This window comes from Epilithonimonas sp. UC225_85, assembly GCF_042695135.1.
Classification (GTDB): domain Bacteria; phylum Bacteroidota; class Bacteroidia; order Flavobacteriales; family Weeksellaceae; genus Epilithonimonas.
This window is the reverse complement of the sequence record NZ_CP170547.1, coordinates 1,314,130-1,332,297: the sequence shown is the minus strand read 5'-3', so window position 1 is coordinate 1,332,297 and position 18,168 is coordinate 1,314,130. Positions and strand designations below refer to the sequence as shown.

The 18,168-nt window shown below is 35.8% G+C and carries 9 protein-coding genes and 1 CRISPR repeat array (1 of these 10 only partly in view); of the genes, 3 read left to right on the top strand and 6 right to left on the bottom strand.

The annotated features are described in order from the left end of the window. A CRISPR array of direct repeats spans positions 1–3,365; the repeat unit is 47 nt; unit sequence GTTGTGAATTGCTTTCATTTTTGAGTATCTTTGGGATACAACACAAC; it reaches 609 nt to the left of the window's first position. Between the two features lie 57 nt (positions 3,366–3,422). From cas2 to ACFJGY_RS06265, 5 genes are all read right to left on the bottom strand, one after another. Continuing rightward, on the bottom strand, positions 3,423–3,761 hold the full coding sequence (cas2, locus tag ACFJGY_RS06285; protein ID WP_232705642.1) for a CRISPR-associated endonuclease Cas2: 339 nt from the start codon (positions 3,759–3,761) through the stop codon (positions 3,423–3,425). A 51-nt stretch (positions 3,762–3,812) separates the two neighbouring features. Then, positions 3,813–4,706: a type II CRISPR-associated endonuclease Cas1 gene (gene cas1 / locus ACFJGY_RS06280; RefSeq protein ID WP_379969196.1), complete on the bottom strand. Its 894-nt coding sequence runs from the start codon at positions 4,704–4,706 to the stop codon at positions 3,813–3,815. A gap of 7 nt (positions 4,707–4,713) precedes the next feature. Beyond that, entirely contained in the window at positions 4,714–8,928 is a 4,215-nt protein-coding gene (gene cas9, locus ACFJGY_RS06275) for a type II CRISPR RNA-guided endonuclease Cas9 (protein WP_379969194.1), read from the bottom strand. Positions 8,929–9,239: 311 nt separating this feature from the next. Then, entirely contained in the window at positions 9,240–9,881 is a 642-nt protein-coding gene (locus ACFJGY_RS06270) for a DUF6266 family protein (protein WP_379969192.1), read from the bottom strand. Between the two features lie 221 nt (positions 9,882–10,102). Beyond that, positions 10,103–10,372 carry a hypothetical protein gene (locus ACFJGY_RS06265; RefSeq protein ID WP_379969190.1) on the bottom strand — a complete coding sequence of 90 codons (270 nt, stop codon included), beginning with the start codon at positions 10,370–10,372 and terminating at the stop codon, positions 10,103–10,105. Between the two features lie 257 nt (positions 10,373–10,629). On the opposite strand from ACFJGY_RS06265, the gene ACFJGY_RS06260 reads away from it, so the two are divergent. From ACFJGY_RS06260 to ACFJGY_RS06250, 3 genes are all read left to right on the top strand, one after another. Continuing rightward, on the top strand, positions 10,630–13,032 hold the full coding sequence (locus tag ACFJGY_RS06260) for a hypothetical protein (protein ID WP_379969188.1): 2,403 nt from the start codon (positions 10,630–10,632) through the stop codon (positions 13,030–13,032). 554 nt (positions 13,033–13,586) lie between these two features. Next, positions 13,587–15,710, top strand: coding sequence for a Tex family protein (locus ACFJGY_RS06255; RefSeq protein WP_379969186.1), 2,124 nt, complete (start codon positions 13,587–13,589; stop codon positions 15,708–15,710). Between the two features lie 29 nt (positions 15,711–15,739). Then, complete coding sequence (locus ACFJGY_RS06250) at positions 15,740–17,185, top strand: FAD-dependent oxidoreductase (RefSeq protein WP_379969184.1); 1,446 nt, start codon at positions 15,740–15,742, stop codon at positions 17,183–17,185. Between the two features lie 58 nt (positions 17,186–17,243). Here the strand turns inward: ACFJGY_RS06250 and ACFJGY_RS06245 are convergent, their stop codons facing one another. Continuing rightward, on the bottom strand, positions 17,244–17,957 hold the full coding sequence (locus ACFJGY_RS06245) for a 3-ketoacyl-ACP reductase (RefSeq protein ID WP_379969182.1): 714 nt from the start codon (positions 17,955–17,957) through the stop codon (positions 17,244–17,246). Positions 17,958–18,168: the final 211 nt, after the last annotated feature.

Genomic DNA, 18,168 nt, shown 5'->3' with positions numbered 1-18,168 from the left:
TCATTATGTTGTGAATTGCTTTCATTTTTGAGTATCTTTGGGATACAACACAACTGAGTAAAACTCCCGGATGTAATATTACTGGTTGTGAATTGCTTTCATTTTTGAGTATCTTTGGGATACAACACAACTATTGCCTAAATAGTATGGCGAAATTTCATGTTGTGAATTGCTTTCATTTTTGAGTATCTTTGGGATACAACACAACTTCACTATTTCGCTGTTCGACATCTTTTTTGTTGTGAATTGCTTTCATTTTTGAGTATCTTTGGGATACAACACAACTTTTTATTTGTTTATTTTGTAGTTTCATAAGTTGTGAATTGCTTTCATTTTTGAGTATCTTTGGGATACAACACAACACAATTCCAATATTAATAGCCGTTGGTGTAGTTGTGAATTGCTTTCATTTTTGAGTATCTTTGGGATACAACACAACTCCTGAAAAATACAGTGAAGCGAACGAATAGTTGTGAATTGCTTTCATTTTTGAGTATCTTTGGGATACAACACAACGCCTGTAGATTAATGACAGCCTCACAGCAAGTTGTGAATTGCTTTCATTTTTGAGTATCTTTGGGATACAACACAACTATCTTTGTGAAAGATAATGAAGGAGAAGTGTTGTGAATTGCTTTCATTTTTGAGTATCTTTGGGATACAACACAACACTTCCAACCAACGCTCGGTTATCTCCGGAGTTGTGAATTGCTTTCATTTTTGAGTATCTTTGGGATACAACACAACTTTATAAATTTAGTGTTGCTCATAGCTAATGTTGTGAATTGCTTTCATTTTTGAGTATCTTTGGGATACAACACAACTTGGAATTGGGGGATTAAAACGCCCCAATAGTTGTGAATTGCTTTCATTTTTGAGTATCTTTGGGATACAACACAACATGTCGAATTGTTTCTTAGTCATCTTAGTAGTTGTGAATTGCTTTCATTTTTGAGTATCTTTGGGATACAACACAACGATCTGCATTATCGTAATCTTTATGCCAGGGTTGTGAATTGCTTTCATTTTTGAGTATCTTTGGGATACAACACAACATTAGCTAATTTGCCGTTTTCGCCTTGCCAGTTGTGAATTGCTTTCATTTTTGAGTATCTTTGGGATACAACACAACTATCTTTGCAACTATGGACGCGCAAATAGGGTTGTGAATTGCTTTCATTTTTGAGTATCTTTGGGATACAACACAACCATTGAATTGCATATTAATATCATCAATTGGTTGTGAATTGCTTTCATTTTTGAGTATCTTTGGGATACAACACAACCAAACCGAAATTCTTGCCGAACTTGTTAAAGTTGTGAATTGCTTTCATTTTTGAGTATCTTTGGGATACAACACAACCAGCAAGATACTGAATACGAACACGTTGTAGTTGTGAATTGCTTTCATTTTTGAGTATCTTTGGGATACAACACAACTTCATAACAAAAGAAATAGAAGCGGAGCCAGTTGTGAATTGCTTTCATTTTTGAGTATCTTTGGGATACAACACAACATCTACAGCCTTAAAAATGTTGTCTAATTTGTTGTGAATTGCTTTCATTTTTGAGTATCTTTGGGATACAACACAACGAAATCCATTATCTCAATATATTGCGGATGGTTGTGAATTGCTTTCATTTTTGAGTATCTTTGGGATACAACACAACTCATTGGCTTCAATTCAACACCATTTGAAAGTTGTGAATTGCTTTCATTTTTGAGTATCTTTGGGATACAACACAACGAAGAAGCAAAAGCAGAGAAAGCAAAAATAGTTGTGAATTGCTTTCATTTTTGAGTATCTTTGGGATACAACACAACTGGACCTTCAAACATAACGGCAATGTCTTAGTTGTGAATTGCTTTCATTTTTGAGTATCTTTGGGATACAACACAACGAGGAATGGATGAATGATGATGATTGGGATGTTGTGAATTGCTTTCATTTTTGAGTATCTTTGGGATACAACACAACCACAATCTTTAGCATGGTTATGCGCGTCTAGTTGTGAATTGCTTTCATTTTTGAGTATCTTTGGGATACAACACAACGGATCTGAATTGGATAAGAAAGTTATAAGCGTTGTGAATTGCTTTCATTTTTGAGTATCTTTGGGATACAACACAACTCATTAGTAACATTATCTGGAAGATTGTTAGTTGTGAATTGCTTTCATTTTTGAGTATCTTTGGGATACAACACAACATAGAGATATTTACTAAAAATGTCTTACGGGTTGTGAATTGCTTTCATTTTTGAGTATCTTTGGGATACAACACAACGAAGAGCCGGAAGACAGACGCGCCATTGCTGTTGTGAATTGCTTTCATTTTTGAGTATCTTTGGGATACAACACAACTGAATATGGTGAAGTCCTTTCTTTCCACTTGTTGTGAATTGCTTTCATTTTTGAGTATCTTTGGGATACAACACAACAATCACTTGTAAAGATGGCCGTTATAAATAGTTGTGAATTGCTTTCATTTTTGAGTATCTTTGGGATACAACACAACTTAAGTAGAAACAAAGCCATCATCTTTGCAGTTGTGAATTGCTTTCATTTTTGAGTATCTTTGGGATACAACACAACGTTTCTGAAATGGTCGCTCCTATTCCACCAGTTGTGAATTGCTTTCATTTTTGAGTATCTTTGGGATACAACACAACGCCGGTCGTGCTGCAATAATTATCAAATCAGTTGTGAATTGCTTTCATTTTTGAGTATCTTTGGGATACAACACAACTAAAGTGATTTGTATTTATTGTTGGCCTTAGTTGTGAATTGCTTTCATTTTTGAGTATCTTTGGGATACAACACAACCAGCTGATTTTATTAGTAAATATTTGAGGTGTTGTGAATTGCTTTCATTTTTGAGTATCTTTGGGATACAACACAACGAGGAATGGATGAATGATGATGATTGGAATGTTGTGAATTGCTTTCATTTTTGAGTATCTTTGGGATACAACACAACACCTTTAGCAGTAGAGAAGTCTTTTCTACTGTTGTGAATTGCTTTCATTTTTGAGTATCTTTGGGATACAACACAACGATTTATCAATAAGCCTTTGTGGCCAACATGTTGTGAATTGCTTTCATTTTTGAGTATCTTTGGGATACAACACAACTATATTCAGCACCAATACCCGTAATTGTTTGTTGTGAATTGCTTTCATTTTTGAGTATCTTTGGGATACAACACAACTCATAACTTTTCGAGCTCCATTTTTTGAAAGTTGTGAATTGCTTTCATTTTTGAGTATCTTTGGGATACAACACAACTTTGGAGCTCAAGGAGACACAGCGTCAATAGTTGTGAATTGCTTTCATTTTTGAGTATCTTTGGGATACAACACAACCTCAAAAAATAATCTACTGATTTTCAGTAGATTATTTTTGTTTTTAGGATTCAGAATTTAGAACAATTCCAATTGTTGAAAGGTCGGTGGCGGTTCTTCTTTATTTCTGGCGAAGAAAATTTCTATATCCCCGAATTGTTTGTCAGTAATACACATTATAGCCACTTTACCTGCTTTTGGCAACATAAACTTCACTCTCTTGATATGTACCTCAGCATTTTCACGACTCGGGCAATGTCGCATATACATAGAAAACTGAAATAGTGCAAAACCATCATCCATCAAAGCCTTACGAAAGCGGTTGGCATCTTTCATATTGGCTTTGGTTTCTGTAGGCAAGTCGTATAATACTAATACCCACATAATTCGATAAGCGTTAAACCTTTCGGCATTCATTTTCTATTGTATTATGTACGTTGTAAAAAGTACAATGACCCAACCGTTCATTTATTTGAACTCAGGATAGGAAATCAAACGTTTTTCTCCTGTGTAACATTTGTAAAGCGAAGTAGCAGTTGTTTTAACTGCCACCAGCAATGGTCTTGTTTTACTATCTATCACCACATCTTTGGTTGCAATCTGTAGAATATGTGATTTGAATTCTTTTGTCAGTTCCTCAATATTCGGATTCTTTGTGAGCCAATCCATTACCAGCAAATCTACAAATGGTCGGTAAGGTTCCATCAAATCATCGGCGAGACAATAAGGATTGTATTTATTTTTATGAAAAATCCCCAATACCGGAAGCAGTCCTGTTTCCACAATTGCCCTCGCCACAATACTTCTAAGAACTGAATACCCAAAGTTGAAGAACTGATTAGGCGAATCTCCAAATCGTTGTCTGAGGAAATCCAAACTGATAAGATACTTCCAATAATGCTGAGCTGCAATGCCTTCCATATTGGTAATATCTCCACTTTTGACATTGCTTTGATAATCAATCATTGGTTCATAATAGTTCCCTAATCGTTGGAGGACTTCTTTTTGATTTTCAATTTTACATTCTATTGTTTGTTTCCAGAGTTGTTTTTTAAGAGGTTCGCTGGCTTCTAGCTGGTCTTTTATTCGGTCAGAATGTTCAGTATGCCCATAAAGCGGAAGCATTATCCCGTGTGGCAAATGATGGCTATCGCAACTGACCACAACTACATTATTTCCCATCATTTTTTGAATGAGCTGATGAGAAATCGTAATCTGAAAATGGTCCAACATTAGCAAACCCAAATCTTCCACGGGGATTTTGCCTTTCATCTCATTGGAAGAAGGTTCCATAATGTACATTTGCTCATCTTTGAGTTTTAGGTAGGCGGGATTGCCGATGTAGATAGAGCGGGTGATCATAAATTATTTAGTATTCGTTAACTTGAACTATCTTCCCAATATGATTAAGTCTAACTTTTACAACATTTCTTAAGCCTTCTAAACTCTTCAATTGTACATAGGTAATATTTCGAAGTTCTTTTTTTTCCTCAACAGAAGTCTCCAAATGATGTCTAAAAACAAAATCCCTTACAAAAGAATTACCGTAACCAACTTTTGAAATCTTTTGAACCCTAAACATATTTTTAGAAATTAGACTTAAGTTTTTATCATCAAACAAATCAACTTCTTTTGGGTTGAAATCTTCAGAAGGAAACAAGAACATTTCATTTTGTTTCAAAGAAAATAAAAAGTGATATCCATCATTAGACTTATAAGATTTATCTACTATATCTATACCTTGATTTACTCTTTCAACTGCTTCATATAATGACACTACATTATCATCAAGCTCTAGATTTTCGTTAATGTAAACGGCTAGATGATGATTATTTCCTGTGCTTACAAAGTCAACAGGTAATTTGTTACCGCTTTCATCAAGAATATCTTTGCCTAAATGGTCTTTTTGGTTATGCAAACTTTGTACATTACTGATTCCGGTTATTGTAACTGTTTTCACAGCAATTCCTTTAGATTCATTCAACCAAATCGGATTCTTTTCTAAATCAGAAAAAGCTTCTTTGGCATTTCCATTAAATGCATCCATACGATTTTTTAATATTTCCTTTACACCTTTATCAATAATTTTATCAAGATTTTTGTAATCTTTAAAGTTTTCCGGATTTACTGCTTTTCTTATAGTATAATTTACTTCATACCAAGCTAAAATTACACTCTCAGGAACTTGTTCGGTTTTTTCTTCATTCAGATAAATTGGATTTTTAGCTAAGATATTTTTACCTGTAAATGCTTTCTTAGAATCTCCTCCAAATTCTTGTAAACGTTCCAATAAAGCACTTTTGAACTTTTCATTCTGAACTTTATTGATTGTCTCCAAATCAAACTTTCCTGATACTTTTTCTTCTTTAGTTTTAAGAAATTTTGCACTGCCATAGATGGTTTCTTTGTGAAGTTGCCCTCTTGGTGTTAGTACAACTTTAGACACTAATCCACCATTTTTTTTGGTTTTATTGATATTCTTTGTAACAACTTTATTTTTAGCTTTATGAGAAATCAACACTTCATCCAAATGCTTTTTTGCATCAATCCTAAAATTTTTAATTGGTTCAATAAATCTTCTTTGCTTAGAACCATTTTTCTTTTCAAATACTTTGGTAATAAGATTCTCTATGTTTGAAATTACTTTATGTTGCTTGTGATTCTCATCTTTTCTTGCATTCAGATAATTCAAATATTGAATATGATTATGTGTAGTAAAAGCCACCGTAAGAGCGTCCATTGCGTGATGACGATGGTCATTTCTTTTAGTCCAATCGGTAATCCTCTCTTTTTCTTCCCCTTTAGAATTAATCACAGTTTCAGTTAAACCTAATTTTCTGTATTTTTCCAAATTAAGTTCCTTCATTGTATTTACCAAATTCCAATCTTCACGGAGCTTATCGGTAATTCTTCCTGTTGTAGGAACTACAGAATTGGTAATTTCAAAAAGAATCTCTTTTGCCTTTTTTGCTATATATTGCGTATTACGTAAGTCTCTTTCTATAAAACCATCGCCTATTTCAATTCCTTTTTTCTGAAGTTTTTCATATTTAGCCTTTGTAATTCCACTCTTGTCATAAAGCTCTTTGATGAGATTGAGGAATTTTTCTAGTCTTTCTTTTCCTTCAATTTCCATATAATCAAAAGCTGTAAAATTTCCTTTTTTCAGATTTGCCCCTCTTGGAACTAAAACTTTATTAGAAAAACTGTCATCGAAGAATCTCGATTGCGGAATAATATGGTCGATATCATATTTATCCGTAAAAAGCTCATCTTTCTTGATTTGTACATCAGTGTATAAATCTTTAAACAGATTTTTTTCCAATTCCAGATATAATTTATATCGAATAAGGTCATTTCTAGAAGGCGACTTAATTCCAAATTCTCTTTGCAGGACTTCTGCATATTTCTGATGTAATAAAGTTGCTTTGCTGATTTCAGAAGTCATATTGGCTCTTTCTTCAGCATTATTTTTCAGTTCTCGTGCAAGTTCAATTCTTATTTCATCCGGTCTTCCATATTCTTTTGATACTTCATTTACCAAATTAATCATTTGATTCAAAATCTTCTCAACCACAGGATTTCGCAATGAATTTTTTGGAAGAATCTCTAATTGGTCTTTTAAAAGTCTATTCTCAAGTTGCTCTTGTGTTAATGAATTTTTTGAATGAGTATAACCTGCTAAATGACAAGCATCGCTATATTTATGTTCTTTAACGTATGGATATATCTTTCGCATTGCCTTAGAACTTAAGTTTCCATAATCATGAGAAAAACCAATTTCAGCCAATACTTTGGAATGTTCTTTTTTAAAACCAAATTTTTTTTCTAAAAGCTCATACAGTTTCTCGTTTCCGGAAGGAGAATCATCACCCTCGTAAGAATACAACAGATGCCAAAGCTGATAGGAACTTTGCTTCTCAAAATCAGTTCCGTCCAATTCCGGATTGAAATCTAATATAGAAATATCAACTCCTAATTCGGACAGTTTTTCTTTGACAAATAGTTTTATGATTTCCGCAGAAGAATGAATCTTAGAAATTTTAATTTCATCCTCAATAGTTAATTTAAATTCTTTTGGAAATTCTACTCCTTTATTGGCTATAATTCTCAGGTAAGCAGCGTATAAGTTTTCATTGGTATTATTACCTTCAATATCTTTAAAATTAGTTTTCCATTCTTTACCAGAATAGCCCATAATATCTAACACTTCCTTTGCAGAAAGTCTTCCTTTGATATTAACTTCATCAAAAATTGATTGTTTAAACTCTAAATCAATTGGAAAAATCTCTCTGGATTCTAAATTTTGAAACTGAAGATTATTAAAAACCTGCCAAATTTTGAACTCTTGGAATAATGGAGAAGACTTTGGAGCTACTTTTAATCCAACAGTTTTCTTCTTTGTCTTTCCGTTTTCCGTAATTTCAATTTCTCTGTTTTCAAACTCACAAATACTTATTAAACCTTTCTGAGATTTCAGTTTTCTTTGATAGAAAATGACAACATCACGAACTTCTTCTTTTAAACTTTTTGTTAATTCCGAATGATATTTAGATTGAGTTTCCCATATTTTTTCAAACTCATCCAAATAATCTTGTCTGTAAAAAACCTGATTTTTAAGTTTCGTATGGGGATTTACTTTTAGTTGTTGATAAAGATATTCGCCAACAGTTTGATTATTAAAATACAATTCTTTGCTTCTGTCACTTATTGCGCCTAGATAACCGCTGGAATTATTCAGGTTACTATTAATCTCTTGAAGTACGATAGCTAGGATTTCAAAATCCAATTTCTTTTTCACAGCTTCACTTCTCCAAAGATATTTTTCAATCTTTTTATCTTGTAAAGTCCCTATTTGTTTAATTCCAACTAGAGAAAACGGTATTTCTAAAATCTTCCAAGTTGCGTTTTTACTCTTCCCTTCTAATGACTTATAAAGCTCATCAGTAAGAATTTCAGAGTTAAATTGTTTTTGAAAATTCCAAACTTTGTCAAATTCAGATTGTAAATCAGAACGATAAAAATCCGGTAATTGCTTTTTACCATCCAGTAAAAGTTGGTAAGAATATTCTCCAGGTGTTAGATTCTCTTCATACAATTTTTTAGCAACAGCCATTCCGTCGATGATTTGTCCTTCATCTTCGTTTTTTGCCTTTCTACTGCTTTTATAGCCTCGCTTTTTATTTATTAAAAGTAAAACCCTTACAAAATCTGAAAGTTCAATTTTCTCTTTCGCTGATTTAGCTCTTAATTCTTGGGTTTGAAATGTAGAATTCTTTCCGACTTCTGCAAGCAAATCTCCTTCTTTAAGAATATTTCTTTTTTTCAAAATATCAATAAGATTATTCCTCCTCAACTTGAATCTTTGAAGATTTCTTCTTGCACTTCTTGCTAAAGTTCTACTGGCATTAGTCGTAATAGGCTTTCCTTTTTCAAAATTAATCTGCTCATCAACCGTTAATGGATTCACACGCACACCTAACTTGATGATTTTATTATTTGCAGAATTTTTATTATCTTCCTGAACATAAGCCCACCCAATTGATGAAACTCCCAAGTCCAATCCAAGTATATTTTTTACCATAGCTATCTAGTTTATTTGAAATTCCTAAAATTAAACAGAAATTAATTCATAAAAATACGGAAAACCGTAAAGTGATTAAATAATTAATATTTACATTTGTATCCGAAAGCAATTCACAATAAGGATTATTCCGTTGTGAAAACATTTAGCGCCTCGCCTACCTGCGGGGCATTTTTTATTTTAAATGTTTCGTGAATTCTTTTAGATATATTAGGTATTAATGAACAAAACATTCAAGGTGGGGCAACTCACCTTTTTTTATTCCCCTAATAGAACAAAAAAAATCCACTCTCTCAAGTGGATTCTTCATTCTAGAGCACCGTATGCTCGCCCAGATAAAAACTGTTACTCGCAAAGGTTTGCTTCTCATTGTTGAGGAAGGCCCACACCTCCACGGATTTACCGATGCAGAAGTTCGGGAGTGTGACACTCACCATCAGATCGGAGCGCATCACAATGCCTTCAAAAATCTGAAAGTCCTTCAGCTCCTTGCAGTAAGCTACCAGGCTCACCTGATCCGTTGCCGATGCATTGCCCTGCGTACTGTTGTCTTCCCATTCCAGATCCAGAACACCGCCAGCTTGCGTAGAAAGTATGGCGTTTTGGAAACCTGTAAGTTCGCCTCGTGTGATCAGCACCTTGTTGTACATCAGCTCCGGAACGCCTTTTAAAACTTCTATCGCTTCATTGATGGTGTAAGAAGTCGCCAGATTTACTCTCGATTTCACCCCGCTACTCGACCCAAAATATTGTGACTGAATCGTTTTGAGCGGCTGCAGAAAAGCGACTGCCAATTTGAATTTTTCCTGTTGCAGAAGCTGCTTCTCGGTTGGCTCCTTCTGTGATGGTTTTGGAAGACTCCGCATAATGTCTTTACCACGCCAGTTGGCACCTACTACTGTTCCTACTTTTCCTGAAAATCCGCCAAGGATTCCTTTGTTAAATGTTGCCATAATTATTAATTTTAATTGTATAACAACACGAATTTAAAACAGAAAACCACACGCTGTACACCCCTGACAGGTTTTGACCGCTTTTGATTTGAATTAACAGAAAATGACAGGTTACTTCCACATTCCTTCGGATCAACTACCCCTTTTCTTCGGGTCTTCTTCGGAAAAAAAATGTTTTTTCCGAAGCCGATCCGGAGGAATCCCGAAGATGATCTGAAGAATTACTTTCTTTTCTTCAGTACAGAGGCGATGTCATAATAGATCTTACCTTTTCTTATTTGGAAATCAATTATGCCTTCTTTCCGCCAACGGTAGAGTGTGCTGTCACTTACATTCAGTCTCCGTTTTGTGTCTGCAGCATCTCTGTAGTCGGTATCATCTGAATTTGTGGACATTGGAAGACGGTCATTCAGCATTTGTGTAATTTCGTTGAAAGAATTTATCATGAAGATAAATAGATTTTCCAGCTTAAAATCGTTTTTGTTTTTCATCATTAATGGTTTTAATGGCATAAAATTAATAAAAATTTCAATATTAAAATACAGCTAAGTATCAAATATTCAATCAATTACATATTAAATAGTTATAATAAACTATCATTATCAACTATTTAAAAGAATACAATTATCAATCAAATTTCGAGTATTTTAAGCCCAATTTAATCTGTTATAAACTTGTGTTAATCTTGCTCAAACATTTCATTTTCAGTCACTAACATTTGTAGATTTATCGTATCAAATTTTTGTTAATGAATCGTTATAATTTTCTGATCTACCGAATATTATTCTCCCTGCTGCTAATATTATCCTGTCAGATCTTTGCTCAGGACAAAGCGGAAGTGGCCATTCAAAAGCTGGATCAGGATTTCCCGCAGGAAAAGGTTTATCTGATGCTGAACAAAGATAATTACGCCGCCGGAGATAATATTTGGTTCAAAGCTTTTGTATTCGATGCTTACAGCAGATCCACAATTTCTACTACCCTATTTATAGAACTTCTGGACAGCAACAAAAAACTCATTGATAAAAAGTTGATTCCCATTTACAACAGCGAAAGTGAAGGCAATTTTGTACTGCCAGACGATCTCAAAGAAAATAATTATTACATAAGAGCTTATACCACATGGATGAACAATTTCAGTGAAGATTTTCAGTTTATCAAACCAATTGCTGTTTACAACCCTAGTTCATCGGAAAAGCTTGTGCATAATACCTCATCTGACTGGACGGCTTCTGCTTATCCGGAAAGCGGAACTTTTGTAGATGGCATTAATACTAAAGTTGCTGTTCGGCTTTGGTCAAAAAGTGATCTGCCAATGAGCTGGAGCGGATTTGTCATTAATAAAGAAAAACCTGACACACATTTGAGTGACTTCAAAGGACTGGATGAGAATGTCGGAATATTTTCTATTACACCACAAAAAGGTAAGAAATATCAGCTGACAGTTATTGACGATAAAGGTAAAAGACAGACTACAGATCTGCCTGATGTCTCGGAAAGCGGAATCAACTTCCAGGTTAAGAGTAATATCAACACAATTGATTACAGCTTAAAATCCAATAATCTGGCAGAGAATTCCGGCTATTACAAACTGATCGCAACAATCGGTAATAAATTGGTTTATAAGGCAAAAATTAAAAAGGATAATAATGGCGAAACATTTTCTATTCCAACTGCCCAATTAATCAATAGTGTTATACAATTCACTTTGTTTGATGAGAAGGAAAATGTGTTAGCACAAAGGCTTTGTTTCGTACAGCCTCAAAAACTCAATATCCAGAAACCTGTGATCGAGAATTCATCTTTCAATCTTCAGCCAAAAAGTATTAACTCTTTTGAGATTAAGTCCAATACAAATATTCCGGATTATATGATAGCAATCTACGATGCTTCGAAGTCTGTTAACAGTGAGAATATGCTGAGTACACTTTGGCTGACGGGCGATTTTATAGATTACATAAATAATCCTTCACAGTATTTTGCAGACAACCGAAATACCGATGCTTTAGACGCCTTATTAATATCCGAACGATGGACACGTTTCAGCTGGCAGGATATCATAGCGGGGAAATTTCCTGTTATTAAAAATAAGCCTGAGCCTTATCTTTCCTACTCGATCAGAATAACTACCAATGGAAAACCAGTTCCAAACACCGGTGTGAATGTTATGTTTGAAGGTGAAAAAGCAGGATCCAAATTAACCACTGTTATGACGGATAGTAATGGCGATATCAACCTGAAGAATATGTCTTTTGATGAACCTCAGAAAATATATTATCAGTTAAAGGCAGATAATACAGATGCCGTTATTATTCCTAAAGTTTCTTTTGTACCATTGAAAAAAGAATTACCAAAAACAGATTTCATTTTGGTGAAACGGGCTTCAAACGAAGTTCTTTCACCCGAAGCTTCAAAAGCAGTAGAAAGCAGTCGATTTGATAAAAAACTGAATGAAAAAATAACGGATATCGAAGAAGTGAAAATAAAAGCTGCCCGCAAAGAAACATCTACGGAAAAACTGAATGATGAACTCAGCAGTCCAATGTTTCAAAGTCCGTCCGAAACTATCTTTGATTTTGTGAATGACAAGTTGCTTTCCTCAGGTTCACCCGACATCTTACTTTGGCTTGAGGGCAGAGTTGCCGGGTTACAGATCAAACGTGATGGTGCCGATATAGACGCCTTTATCAGAAATAAAAAAGCGGATGTCTATCTGGATGAATCTAAGACAGATCTGGAGTTCTTAAGAGGTCTCAGCATTTCTAATATCGCCATGATAAAAGTCGTGAGAGATGATTTCTTTGGCGGTTTTGGGAATTCAAACGGGGCAATCCTCGTCTATACACGAAATAATGGAAATACAACATCTGATCAGGATCCGAAGTCAATAACAGGGCTTAAATTCTTTACTTTGAAGGGTTATGATAAAGTGGAAGATTTTAAAAATGTCAATTACAGCACTACTATTCTAAAAAGCACAAACGATAACCGCAGCAATCTGTACTGGAATCCAAAATTAAAAGCTCAGCCAAACCATCCGGCAAAAGTAGAATTCTACAATAATGATACTGCAAAACAATACAGAATCATCCTTATCGGACTGGATGAAGAGACAGGTGTTCCTGTTTTCTATGATGAAAAATCGCATTAATAACTCTAAAAGACAACTACTTATATAAAAATCAGTATTTATACGTAAAGCAGAACCATAAAATCATTTTAGCTTTGGTGCAAATATTAGAGTATGTTAGTATTAGCAATTTTTGGAGCTTTCGGATTGGAGTTATTCGGGCCTGTTATTTTGATTTCAATGCTTTTTGTTGCTTTATTGAGGAAAGAAAAGGAAATGGATGATGAATAAAGCAACGGGTGTTATTTAATATTTTCCGGAAATTAAATATTATCGCAAAGGTCTTGTAAGAAAAAAGAACGACGAAGAAGCCAAAGAATCAACAAGTTGATTTAAAAACTTTTTAAAAAATTCAATACTTCATACAATATCAATTTTATTGATGCTTTGGAAACTTTAAACTTATAAAAACTTTGCGATTAGATTGGATTCCTTAGCTCAGGTTTAACTCATAATTAATATTCTTTAATACAAGTCATTTAAAACAATCCACTAAGTTTCTTTTGGAAATTTCGGGTTGTTGCTACCTGTGTTTTTAATTTCAAAACACTATTTTCGCTTTTCAAAACCTAGAAATGACTTCTTCAGAATTTATACAAAAACAGCTCAATATTTCATTTAAAAGCATAGAAAGCACGCTACAGCTTTTATCCGAAGACTGCACCATACCCTTCATTGCACGTTACAGAAAAGACCGGACAGGAAACCTGGATGAGGTGGCGATCGAGAATATCTACAAGCTGAACAAGCAATACGACGAAATCACCAAAAGGAAAGAAAGCATCCTGAAATCCATCGAAGAACAAAATGCTTTAACTTCTGAACTTAACCAAAAAATAGAACAGAGTTTTGATCTTCAGGAGTTGGAAGATCTCTATCTCCCTTATAAAAAACGCAAGAAAACCAAAGCTGATTCGGCAAGAGAAAAAGGCCTGGAACCTTTGGCGAAGATCATTATGAGCCAGAGAAATGACGATGTGGAATTTCTCGCTTCAAAATATCTGAATAAAGATGTGGCAGATGAAGCAGAAGCCTTGCAGGGCGCAAGGGATATTATGGCAGAATGGATCAATGAAAATCTGTACATCCGTAAAAACATCAGAAGATTATTCCAGAGAAAAGCAGTTATTACTTCTAAAGTAGTGAAAGCTAAAAAAGAAGATGAAGCTGCACAGAAATTCTCCCAATACTTCGATTGGCAGGAAGCGCTGAACAGAATCCCAAGTCACAGATTACTGGCAATGCTGCGTGCAGAAAATGAAGGTTTTGTAAAAGTTTCCATCGATATAGAAAAAGATGAAGCGTTGGAAATGATGGAAAACGCAGTTATTAAAAGCAACAACTCAACCACAAAGCAAATACAACTTGCCATCGCAGATTCTTATAAACGATTATTGGAACCTGCTATTTCCAACGAAGCTTTGCAGGAAGCGAAAGAAAAAGCAGATATCAAAGCGATTGAGGTCTTCTCTGAGAATCTCCAGCAATTGTTGTTAGCTTCACCGTTGGGAGAAAAAAGAATTTTGGCGATTGACCCAGGCTTTAGAACCGGTTGTAAAGTGGTTTGTCTTGATGAAAAAGGTGACCTTCTGAACAACGAAACCATCTATCCGCACGCACCACAAAACGAAACCGGAATGGCGATGAAGAAAATCCGCTCGATGGTGAATGCCTATAATATCCAGGCCATTTCTATCGGTAACGGAACCGCTGGTAGAGAAACCGAATTCTTTATTAAGAAAATTGCATTTGATAAACCGATTCAGGTTTTTGTCGTTTCAGAAGCTGGAGCATCTATCTATTCGGCAAGTAAAATTGCAAGAGACGAATTTCCGAATTATGATGTCACCGTTCGTGGTGCAGTTTCCATCGGGCGACGATTGGCAGATCCTTTGGCAGAACTCGTGAAGATAGATGCTAAATCCATTGGCGTAGGACAATATCAGCACGATGTGGATCAGACCAAACTGAAAGAAGAATTAGATAATACCGTAATCCGTTCTGTAAACTCAGTCGGAATTAATTTAAATACAGCCAGCAAATCTCTTTTAAGTTATGTGTCCGGCATCGGAGAAAAAATGGCAGAAAACATCGTGAATTACCGAACAGAAAATGGTGCATTCACGGAAAGAAAAGAACTTAAAAAAGTCCCTCGACTTGGCGAAAAAGCATATCAACAGGCAGCTGCTTTTGTAAGAATTAAGAATGCTAAGAATCCTTTGGATAATTCTGCAGTACATCCGGAAGCCTATAAAACCATCGAAAAAATGGCGAAAGATCTTGGTCTTAAAACGGAAGAATTAATCTCAAACAAAGAGAAAATAGCGCTCATTAATCCTGAAAAATATACCACGCCTGAGATCGGAATCCTGGGAATCAAAGACATTTTGAAAGAACTCGAAAAACCGGGATTAGACCCAAGAAAGGCAGCGAAAGTCTTCGAGTTTGACCCGAATGTGAAATCAATAAAAAACCTCAAACCCGGAATGATCTTACCTGGTATCGTCAACAATATTACGGCTTTCGGATGCTTCGTAGATCTGGGCATCAAGGAAAGCGGATTGGTTCATATTTCCCAGCTGAAAGAAGGTTTTATATCCGACGTGAATGAAGTGGTAAAATTGCATCAACACGTTCAGGTAAAAGTCGTAGAAGTAGATGAAGCGCGGAAAAGAATTCAGCTTACGATGATTATTTAAATAAATTTTTATTACAGGAAGTCCATAAAATGCAAACCAAAACACCTTGTTTTACAATCTGCAAAGAATGTCTGGGTCTCGGAAAGAAAAAGAGGAGAATCAAAAAAAGCCTGAGGCTCCGCTATCAATCTGAACTGGAACTTTTTGAGAAAACAAATGGCGAAGGAACCGTGCCTGTTCGTCCGGAAGCGCATTTATATACTTGTCCTATTTGCTCTGGGTCAGGATTAATTCCCGCAGAAAATAATCCCATTCTAGATACCGATAATTTCCCTCACGTCGCCATCATCGGCGGCGGAATTGGCGGCGTTGCGCTTGCAGTGGCTTGCCTGCATCGTGGGATTCCCTTTACGATTTACGAACGCGACAATAGTTTTAATGAAAGATCTCAAGGCTACGGACTTACCTTGCAGCAGGCCAGCAAGGCGATTGAAGGTTTCGGTATTTTCAATTTAGACAAAGGTGTAGTCTCCACAAGACATCTGGTTCAAACGACGGACGGGAAAGTGATTGCCGAATGGGGAATGAGAAAATGGCTACAAAACTCACAGCAACAAGCGCCTAAAAAAACCAATATTCATATCGCCAGACAATCGCTTCGTTCTGCATTAATTGAACAATTGGGCGGAAATGATAAGATAAAATGGGGACACCAGCTGATTGACTTTAATAAAAATAAAGAGGGTAAAATTGACCTCAGCTTCCAAGTCAACGGCGAATCCAGAACGGCAAAAGCAGATCTTGTAATCGGCGCAGACGGCATCCGAAGTGTTGTCCGTAATCTATTGATTGGCGAAGATATTTCACCTTTGCGCTATCTTGACTGCATTGTGATTTTGGGTATTTGCCCATTGAGTGCATTAGAAAATATTGACAGTCCGCTCTTAGATTCGGCAACGGTTTTTCAGACTGCTAATGGCAATGAACGGATTTATATGATGCCATTCGACGCCGATTCCGTGATGTGGCAATTGAGTTTTCCGATGTCCGAAGAAGAAGCTAAAAATCTAAGTTCTAAAGGTTCCGAAGCACTGAAGAAAGAAGCCATCCGAAGAACAAACTGGCATTCACCAATTCCCGAAATTATTAGCACAACTCTGGCAGCTCAGGTTTCCGGATATCCCGTTTATGACCGTGCATTGCTCTCGCCAGAACTATTGAAAAACTTCGGAAAAGCAACCTTAATCGGTGATGCGGCTCATCCAATGAGTCCCTTCAAAGGCCAGGGCGCCAATCAGGCTTTGCTGGATGCGTTATCTTTAGCTCGTGAAATTTCAAAAAAATGTAGACCACAATCGCAATGGCGAACAGCGGGAATCAGAAAAAGTGTTTTATCAGACTTTGAATCAGAAATGATAGAAAGAAGTTCTGTTAAAGTAGAAGATTCTGCGGCAGCCGCACAATTTCTGCATTCCGAAATTGCACTCTATGAAGGCAATGAACCAAGGGGAAAGGTTTTGAAAAGGAAAGATTAATTCCATAAAAAACGGCTCCACAAGTAGTGTAGAACCGTTCATATTTTTAATAATAATCTTAAGGATTCGTAGAGAAAATAGAACCATTGGCAATCAATGCACGTCTATTCATTTTCAGAATATCTCTCACCCATTCTGCGAAGTCTTCCGGCTGAAGCACTTTATCCGGGTTTCCGTCTGTCAAACCACCGTTGATGCTCATATCAGAAGCAATTGTACTCGGCGTCAGCGTAATGACGCGGATATTTTCCTTTCGCCATTCTGCCATCATCGATTGTGATAATGAAACTACTGCTGCCTTAGACGCTGCATAAGCTGACATATTCGGTCCGCCTTTCAAACCTGCTGTAGAAGCTACATTTACGATATCGCCCTGACCTTTTTCTTTCAAATAAGGATAAACTGCTTTCGCAACATAATAAACGCCGAAAAGATTGGTTTTGATAACCTGCTCCCAGGTTTCAGAAGGCATTTCTTCAATACTTCCAAAGTCACCGATTCCAGCATTATTGACCAGAATATCTATGTCTCCCAATTGATTGGCAAGAGATTCTACTCCGGCTTTTACTTCCAGTTCATTATCAACACTGAAAACGGCGTAAGCTACTTTCACGCCTGTTGCTTTCAGTTCGTTTGCTGCTATTTTTAGATAATTTTCGTTTCTTCCCGTGATGCCAACATTCACGCCTTCATTGGCAAGGATTGTAGCAACCGCTTTTCCAAGTCCTCTTCCGCCGCCTGTTATGATGGCATTTTTTCCTTTTAAATTCATTGTACTTATTTTACAGGTGCAAATTTACCAAACGATTGTTTAAAAACGAAGCATTGCTTTTAGATTTAATGAAATCTTATCATTTGGTAAGTCTATAAAGAGTCTTCGAGAGCCTCAGACTGACAACTTTGAGTTGAAAGTCCATAAATAGTCTTCGAGAGAATCAGACTGACAAACAGTTGTATTCGCGTTGTCACACTGAGGCTCTCGA

Excerpts from the sequence above, each read along its gene's own strand:
- cas2 (WP_232705642.1), bottom strand. The coding sequence starts at position 3,761 with ATGAATGCCGAAAGGTTTAACGCTTATCGAATTATGTGGGTATTAGTA.
- cas1 (WP_379969196.1), bottom strand. The coding sequence starts at position 4,706 with ATGATCACCCGCTCTATCTACATCGGCAATCCCGCCTACCTAAAACTC.
- cas9 (WP_379969194.1), bottom strand. The coding sequence starts at position 8,928 with ATGGTAAAAAATATACTTGGATTGGACTTGGGAGTTTCATCAATTGGG.
- ACFJGY_RS06270 (WP_379969192.1), bottom strand. The coding sequence starts at position 9,881 with ATGGCAACATTTAACAAAGGAATCCTTGGCGGATTTTCAGGAAAAGTA.
- ACFJGY_RS06265 (WP_379969190.1), bottom strand. The coding sequence starts at position 10,372 with ATGAAAAACAAAAACGATTTTAAGCTGGAAAATCTATTTATCTTCATG.
- ACFJGY_RS06260 (WP_379969188.1), top strand. The coding sequence starts at position 10,630 with ATGAATCGTTATAATTTTCTGATCTACCGAATATTATTCTCCCTGCTG.
- ACFJGY_RS06255 (WP_379969186.1), top strand. The coding sequence starts at position 13,587 with ATGACTTCTTCAGAATTTATACAAAAACAGCTCAATATTTCATTTAAA.
- ACFJGY_RS06250 (WP_379969184.1), top strand. The coding sequence starts at position 15,740 with ATGCAAACCAAAACACCTTGTTTTACAATCTGCAAAGAATGTCTGGGT.
- ACFJGY_RS06245 (WP_379969182.1), bottom strand. The coding sequence starts at position 17,957 with ATGAATTTAAAAGGAAAAAATGCCATCATAACAGGCGGCGGAAGAGGA.